The sequence below is a fragment of the Lysobacter concretionis Ko07 = DSM 16239 genome (assembly GCF_000768345.1).
In the GTDB taxonomy this organism is placed as follows: domain Bacteria; phylum Pseudomonadota; class Gammaproteobacteria; order Xanthomonadales; family Xanthomonadaceae; genus Novilysobacter; species Novilysobacter concretionis.
Map to the genome: position 1 here is coordinate 63,573 of NZ_AVPS01000011.1, position 7,324 is coordinate 70,896.

The window sequence follows — 7,324 nt, forward strand, 5'->3', positions numbered from 1 at the left end:
ACAGGCGCCGGGGATGTGGCTGCGGCAGGAATCGGCAATGGCGGAAGGGCGATAATGGCGGGATGCAGAAGAAGACTCACGATACGTCGATGCTAGCAGAGCCCGGTGACCGCGCATCGGGTTCCAGCGCAGGCTCGGCCGCACAGTGGCGCGCGCGCGATCTGGCCGTGCTGTGGCACCCGTGCACGCAGATGCGTGAACATCCTGACACCCTCCCGTTGCTGCCGATCGAGCGCGGCGAAGGCCCTTGGCTGATCGGTCGCGACGGCCGCCGCTATCTCGACGCGGTCAGCAGCTGGTGGACCAACCTGTTCGGCCACGCCGAGCCCCGGCTGGCCGCGGCGATATACCGGCAGGCCAACACCCTGGAGCACGTGATCCTGGCGGGCTGCTCGCATGCACCCGCGGTCGAGCTGGCCGAGCGGCTGCTGGCGCTGGCCCCGCGCGAGCCCGGCCGCCCGCCATTGAGCAAGGTGTTCTATGCCGACAACGGTTCGGCCGGGGTCGAGGTCGCGCTGAAGATGGCCTTCCACTGGTTCCGCAACCGTGGCGAGTCGCGTCGGACCAAATTTGTCGCGCTGGAAGGCGGCTACCACGGCGAGACCCTGGGCGCGCTCGCGGTCGGCGACATTCCGCTGTATCGCCGGGTGTACGCGCCCCTGCTGGCCGAAGCGCTGTTCGCACCCTCGCCCGACGCCTATCTGGCCCAGCCCGGCCAGAGCGCCGCCGGCCACGCCGAGGATGCCGCCGATGCGCTGGCCCGCCTGCTGGACCACCACCCCGGCGAGATCTGCGCGCTGATCCTGGAGCCGCGGGTGCAATGCGCCGGCGGCATGCGCGTGCACGATCCGGTCTACCTCAAGCGCGCGCGCGAGTTGTGCGATGTGCACGGCATCTTCCTGATCGCCGATGAGATCGCGGTCGGCTTCGGCCGCACCGGCACGATGTTCGCCTGCGAACAGGCCGGCATCGCGCCCGACCTGATGTGCCTGTCGAAAGGCCTGACCGGCGGCACGATGCCGTTGGCCGCGGTACTGGCGACCCAGGAGCTGTATGACGGCTTCCTCGACGATTCGCGCGAGCGCGCCTTCCTGCATTCGCACAGCTACACCGGCAATCCGCTGGGATGCGCGGCCGCACTGGCGACGCTGGACATCTTCGAGTCCGACGACGTGATTGCCGGCAACCGCATCACCGCGGCGAGGATGGCCGAACTCGCCCTGCCGCTGGCCAGCCACCGCCACGTCGCCGACGTGCGCCAGGCCGGGATGATCGTGGCGTTCGAGCTGACCCGCAACGGCGACAGATCCACGCCGTTCGATGCCGCCGCCCGCATCGGCCTGCGCGCCTACCGTGCCGCGCTGGACCGGGGCGTGCTGCTGCGTCCGCTGGGCGACGTCCTGTACTGGATGCCGCCCTACACGGTCGATGAAGACGCCCTGCAGCTGCTGGCGACCACCACCCGCGAAGCGATCGACCTGGCAATCGCGGAGGCCGCATGCGCCTGACCCGCGTGCATGTCGATCTGCCGCTGTCAGCCGGAACTGAACTGGCGCTGCCGGAGGGGCCGGCGGCGCATCTGTCGCGCGTGCTGCGGTTGGGCATCGGCAACGGCTGCGTGCTGTTCAACGGCAACGGCTTCGATTACCCGGCGCGGGTGGTCGCGGCGGGCAAGCGCGAACTGCGGGTCGTGGTCGACGAACCCGTCGCGGTCCGGCGCGAGTCGCCGCTCCCGATCGTGCTGCTGCAAGGCATCGCGCGCGGCGAGAAGATGGACCTGATCCTGCAGAAAGCGACCGAGCTCGGCGTCACCGCGCTGCACCCGCTGGTCTCGCAACGCAGCGAGGTCAAGCTGGATGAGAAGCGCGCCGGCAAGCGTCTGGAGCACTGGCGCAATGTCGTCATCGCCGCGTGCGAGCAAAGCGGGCGCGCGGTGGTGCCGGCGGTTGCCGCGCCCGTGCCGCTGGCCGCGGCGCTGGACGGATTGCCGGCCGGCGGACTGCGATTGATCCTGGACCCGGAAGGGGAGCTGACGTTCGCGGGCTTGCCGGTTACCGCCGACACGCGCGTGGTGCTCGCCGTCGGCCCCGAAGGCGGCTGGTCGCCAGGCGACCGTCAACAATTGCAGGATGCCGGCTTCCGCGGACTACGGCTGGGCCCACGCATCCTGCGCACCGAAACCGCCGGTCTGGCCGCCATCGCGGCCGTGCAGGCGCAGTTCGGCGATCTGGGCTGAAACTCCGCGACGGAATTCCGGGACTCCGGATCCGCGATCCGGCATTCAGGCCGCCTGGGCGAGCGTTTCCACGACCAGCGCTTCGATCGCGGCGAGGTCCGGCACGAAGGCATCGTCCTCGTTCAACCTCACCAGCGCCTGCACCATCGCCGGCAGTTCGCCCGCTCCGGTCTCGACCGCAAGCGTGGAACGCGACACCGTCACCAGCCGCGGGAAACCCTGGCTGAGGATCGCGAAATACGGCGCCTTGGCGTTGCCACCCAGGGCTTTCAGCACCAAAACCTTGCTGCTCAGGCCGCCTCGCTCATCGGCCACGCCGGCCAGCTGCGAAAACCCGATCAACGGCACCTGCCAGCCACGCCAGCGGGTCAGCCCGAGCAGCCACGCCGGCGCGCCTTCGACCGGTTCCGGCGGCGCAAAGGACATCACCTCGGCAATGGTCGCGTTGGGCAACAGCAGACGGCCGCCGGCGACCTGGATCAGCACGCCGCGGATGTCCTGCGGTGGTGCCTGCTCCGCGGCGGGCGTCACTGCCTGGGCCGTCGCAGGCGTCGCGGTGTTTCGGGAATGTTTCGACATGTTCGTTCCTCAGGCCGGCCAGCGTTCGGCAAGGCGTTGTGCGAGCTCGGCCGCGCTGCCGGTATCTCCGCCGCGTGCCGCCAGCGCGTTGGGTGCCGCAGCGTCATAACAGCCGTCCGCTGCCTGGCCCGCGATCAACGCGCCGGCCCAGCCGTGGCGCAGCACGGCATCGACCTGGGCCGGGTCGCTGCCACTGAGCAGCAGGACGGCGCTGTCGCTGGAAGGCAGGGCGGTCAGCAACTCGCCACCCTGATTGAAACGGATGCCGGTATCGCCGATGTCCACGCCAACCGCCGCCGGCAGGATGTAGATGACGCCGGCATGCGCGTACTGCCCCGGCTCGGCCAGTCGCACCGGCACGGTGGTGGCGCGCTGCATCTGCGCGACCAGCTTGTCGTAACGGCCGCCATCCAGCCGCTGCTGGACCAGCACCGGGCGGGGAAAACCATCGGGAATCGCTCCGAGCAGCTGGCGGACCGCATCCGGACCGCCCAGCCCCGCCAGCACCAGTACCGCGCCACTGGTCTGCACAGGTGCCGTGGCAGGCAGATCGTCGACCAGCGACAGGCCGGAAATCCGGACTTCAAGATCGCTGATGTCGCGCTGGAAACGACTCCTGGCATCATCGTTGTCCAGCGTAGTCACCGGTGCGCTGCCGTCGTCCAGCGTGAGTGTGCCGAAACCACCCGCAGGCCCGGTTTCCGGGACGCCCGTCGGAGTGCTGCCCGACATGTCCGGCGCGATCCCGGCTGGCCTTTCCGCCTCTTGCGAATCGACAGGTTCGGCCGCGACCGCCGCAGGTTCGACCATATCCACGAGGCCCAGGCCGGACTCGCCATCCAGAGTGGCACCCGCGACGGTGTCCGCGATATCGAAACCGGCATCGCTCGCCCACGCGGCCGACACGTCCCCATCCGCTTCCGCCACCACCGGGTCAAACGGGTGCGCGGCGGGGGAAAACGGCTCGGCCATCCCGGTCGATGCCGGTTCCAGCCAGGGCTCGGCCTCTACTGGGGGAGCGACCTCGAACGCGGCCTCGGGCGTCCAGCCAGGAACGGGGCCTGGCGCCTCAGGCTGGGCCTCGAAGTCGGGGCGCGGTTGGAACCCGGCCGCCGGCGGCTCCACCACTTCCGCTGCGGGCGTCGCAGTGCCCTCGACGACCGCGTCGGACATCCCACCGTCATCGATATCCAGGGCGCGGGCATCCACGGAGGAGTCCGGCTCCGGCACCTCTTCGGGCTCGGTTCCCGGCGGCAATACATCGCCGTGTTGCTGCAGCTTGGCCACCAGGTGACGTTGCCAGCGCGCCACGTCCCAGCCCTCGCGCGCCGCGGCCAGGCTGGCTTCCTCGTAGATCACCTCGACGCCGGCGTCGGACAGCAGCACGTCGTCGAAGCGGTCCAGGACGTCCTCGGTCTGCGGGTCCAGCGCTACCAGCACCACCTTCGGAGCCGCCTCGACCAGCTGCGGCAACGTCAGCTCGGTCGGGTCGGCCAGCAACACGCACTGCGCGCCGGCCTGCTCGAGCACGCCGCGCAGGCGGTCGCACGCCACGCCCGGACGCGCCAGCAACGCGACTTTCAGCGCATCAGCCGTCATGGCGGCGTTCGATCCGGAGCAACTCGTAGACGTTGCGCATCAGTTCCGGCTCCTGGTAGGGCTTGCCGAGATAGCGGTCGACACCGATGTCCATCGCGCGCTGGCGATGCTTGTCGCCGGTGCGCGAGGTGATCATCACGATCGGCACGTCCTTCAGGCGCGGGTCGGCCTTCATGTGGGTCGCCAGCTCGTAGCCGTCCATCCGCGGCATCTCGATATCCAGCAGCATCAGGTCCGGAACGACATCGACCATGCGCTCCAGCGCATCGATGCCGTCCTTCGCGGTGGCGACCTCGAAGTTGTGGCGTTCCAGCACCCGGCCGGTGACCTTGCGCATCGTCACCGAGTCGTCGACCACCATCACCAACGGCACCGGCCGCGACTCGACCACCTCCACCGGCGCGGCGATATAGCCGGTCGGCAGGGCCGCCTGGCGGCGTACCAGCGGGGCGATATCCAGGATCACCACCACGCGGCCGTCGCCCATGATGGTCGCACCGAAGATGCCCGGCATCGAAGCCACCTGCGGGCCGACCGGCTTGACCACGATCTCGCGGTTGCCGATGACCTGGTCGACCAGGACGGCCGCATGCAGGTCGCCCGAACGGATCAGCAACACCGGCATCTGCAGCTGGCCTTCGGCCTTCGCCATGCCCTGCCCGACCAGTTGGCCGAGGTCGTGGACGATGTAATCGTCGCCGCCGTACGGGTAGACCGCATCGCGCGGATGCCCGTGCTGGTCGACCAGTTCGCCGCGGGCGATACGACCGACGCCACGGACCGATGCGATCGGCACCGCGAAGCTGGTCTCGCCGATCTTGACGAACACCGCCTGGGTGACCGCCAACGTCTGCGGCAGGCGCAGGATGAAGGTCGTGCCCTTGCCCGGCTGCGACACGATGTCCAGGGTGCCGCCGAGCTGACGGACCTCGCTGGCGACCACGTCCATGCCGACGCCGCGGCCGGCCAGACGACTGACCGAATCGGCGGTGGAGAAGCCGGGTTCCAGGATCAATGCATCGAGCGCGAAATCGCTCAGCACCGCATCGCTGGTGACCAGTCCACGCTCCTCGCCACGACGACGGATCGCCGCGCGGTTGAGCCCGCGACCGTCGTCACCGACCTCCAGCACCACTTCGGAGCCTTCGCGGCGGATCGCAATGCGGACCGTGCCCTCTTCCGGCTTGCCGGCCTGCGCGCGCTCGGCCGGGGTTTCCAGCCCGTGCGCGATCGCGTTGCGCAGCATGTGCTCCAGCGGCGCGGTCATGCGCTCCAGCACGTTGCGGTCCAGCTCGCCCTGCGAGCCGTCGAGTTTGAGCGCAACCTGCTTGCCCAGTTCGCCCGATGCCTGGCGGATGACCCGGCGCAGGCGCGGCAGCAGACCATCGAACGGCACCATGCGCGTGCGCATGAGGCCCTCCTGCAGGTCCGAGCTGACGCGCGACTGTTGCAGCAGCAGGGTTTCGTACTGGCGGGTCAGGTCGTCCAGGGTTTCCTGCAGGCTGTTCTGGTCGGCCGCCGATTCCGACAGCGCACGGGACAGCTGCTGCAGGTTGGAGAAGCGGTCGAGTTCGAGCGGATCGAACGCCTGCTCGACGTCCTCTCCCTCGCGCTGGTAGCGGGCGACGATCTGCGCCTCGGTCTCCATCTCAAGACGGCGCAACTGGTCACGCATGCGGGTATTGGTGGCGGCCATTTCGCCGATCGCACCACGGAACGCACCCAGCTGCTGCTCCAGTCGCGCGCGATAGATCGCCACTTCGCCTGCGTAGTTGACCAGTCGATCCAGCAGGTCGGCGCGGATGCGCACCTGCTCCTGGGGCGCGCGGACACCGATGTCGTCCTCGTCGTCGAGCTGATCGCTGATCGGTGCCGACAGGGGAGCGAGGTCCACGGCCGCGGTACCCACAGGCGTGGAGGTCGGAACAGGCGACGCCCCGGCGGCGGCCGGAATCGAGCCAGACTCCGCGGCGGCCGTCGGCGTCGCCGTCGACTCGCCACGTGCACGGGCGTCGAACTCGGCGATCAGTGCTTCGGGCATCGCGATCGCACGACGCTCGCCGACCCGGGTGGCCATCGCGTGCAGGCGATCGAAACCGCGCTCCAGCAACGGCACGCCATCGCGGCCCAGTTCGCAGCGCTGATCGACGACGGCTTCCAGCAACGACTCCATCGCGTGACCGAGCTCGCCGATCGCCAGGATGCCGGCCATCCGGGCGCCGCCCTTGAGGGTGTGCAGATCGCGCTGCAATCCGATCAATGGCTCGCGCTCATCCGGGGTTTCGCGCAGCTGGGCGAGCAGGCCGTCGGAGTGATCCAGCAGGTCGCCGGCCTCCTCGACGAAAATATCGACCAGTTCGGGATCCAGGTCGGTCAGATCGAGGGCCTCATCGGGATCCTCGACCGCCGCGATGTTGACCAGCAGCGCGGAAACGACGGGATCGATGGCGCTGGCCGCCGGCTCGGCTTCGATGGCATCCGGTTCGACAACCGATTCGACTGCGTCGGAAACCTCGTCATGCTCGGACAGCCCGGCATCAGGCGGGACATCGGAACTCGCCTGATCCTGCAACGGCCCGGCAACTTCCAGCCCCAGCTCGGCCTCTGGCAGCGACGAACCAGAAACTTCGACCGCCGCCGTGGCCCGCGCGCGACGATCCGCCTCGGCGTACTCGGCTTCCAGAGCGGCGTACTCCGCCTCTTCCTCGGCTGCTGCGCGCTGCTCGGCCTCGATCCGCTCGACCTCGATGCGCTCGGCTTCGATGCGTTCGGCTTCGATGCGCTCAGCTTCGATCCGCTCAGCTTCGATTCGTTCGGCTTCGACACGTTCGGCCTCGACCCGCTCGGCCTCGATCCGCTCGGCTTCGACACGCTCGGCCTCGATCCGCTCGGCTTCGATCCGCTCGGCTT

At 69.2% G+C, this 7,324-nt stretch carries 5 protein-coding genes; 2 read left to right on the top strand and 3 right to left on the bottom strand.

Features of this window, described 5'->3' with window-relative positions:
- Window positions 1–62 precede the first annotated feature (62 nt).
- Both bioA and N792_RS12815 read left to right on the top strand, forming a co-directional pair.
- Window positions 63–1,508, top strand: coding sequence for an adenosylmethionine--8-amino-7-oxononanoate transaminase (bioA, locus tag N792_RS12810; RefSeq protein WP_036195908.1), 1,446 nt, complete (start codon window positions 63–65; stop codon window positions 1,506–1,508).
- On the top strand, window positions 1,499–2,236 hold the full coding sequence (locus tag N792_RS12815) for a 16S rRNA (uracil(1498)-N(3))-methyltransferase (protein WP_036195911.1): 738 nt from the start codon (window positions 1,499–1,501) through the stop codon (window positions 2,234–2,236). Before bioA ends, N792_RS12815 begins: the two co-directional genes overlap by 10 nt.
- Window positions 2,237–2,281: 45 nt before the next feature.
- On the opposite strand, the gene N792_RS12820 is transcribed toward N792_RS12815, so the two are convergent.
- The 3 genes from N792_RS12820 to N792_RS12835 all read right to left on the bottom strand — a co-directional run.
- On the bottom strand, window positions 2,282–2,815 hold the full coding sequence (locus N792_RS12820) for a chemotaxis protein CheW (protein ID WP_084105824.1): 534 nt from the start codon (window positions 2,813–2,815) through the stop codon (window positions 2,282–2,284).
- A 9-nt stretch (window positions 2,816–2,824) separates the two neighbouring features.
- Window positions 2,825–4,414 (bottom strand): chemotaxis protein CheB, encoded by a 1,590-nt coding sequence (locus N792_RS14060; protein ID WP_052104127.1) that lies wholly within the window; start codon window positions 4,412–4,414, stop codon window positions 2,825–2,827.
- Window positions 4,404–7,324, bottom strand: a 2,921-nt coding sequence (locus tag N792_RS12835; protein WP_036195916.1) for a response regulator, incomplete at its 5' end; no start/stop codon positions are given. The genes N792_RS14060 and N792_RS12835, both read right to left, overlap by 11 nt.

Coding starts and splice junctions, on each gene's coding strand:
- N792_RS14060 (WP_052104127.1), bottom strand. CDS start 4,414: ATGACGGCTGATGCGCTGAAAGTCGCGTTGCTGGCGCGTCCGGGCGTG.
- bioA (WP_036195908.1), top strand. CDS start 63: ATGCAGAAGAAGACTCACGATACGTCGATGCTAGCAGAGCCCGGTGAC.
- N792_RS12820 (WP_084105824.1), bottom strand. CDS start 2,815: ATGTCGAAACATTCCCGAAACACCGCGACGCCTGCGACGGCCCAGGCA.
- N792_RS12815 (WP_036195911.1), top strand. CDS start 1,499: ATGCGCCTGACCCGCGTGCATGTCGATCTGCCGCTGTCAGCCGGAACT.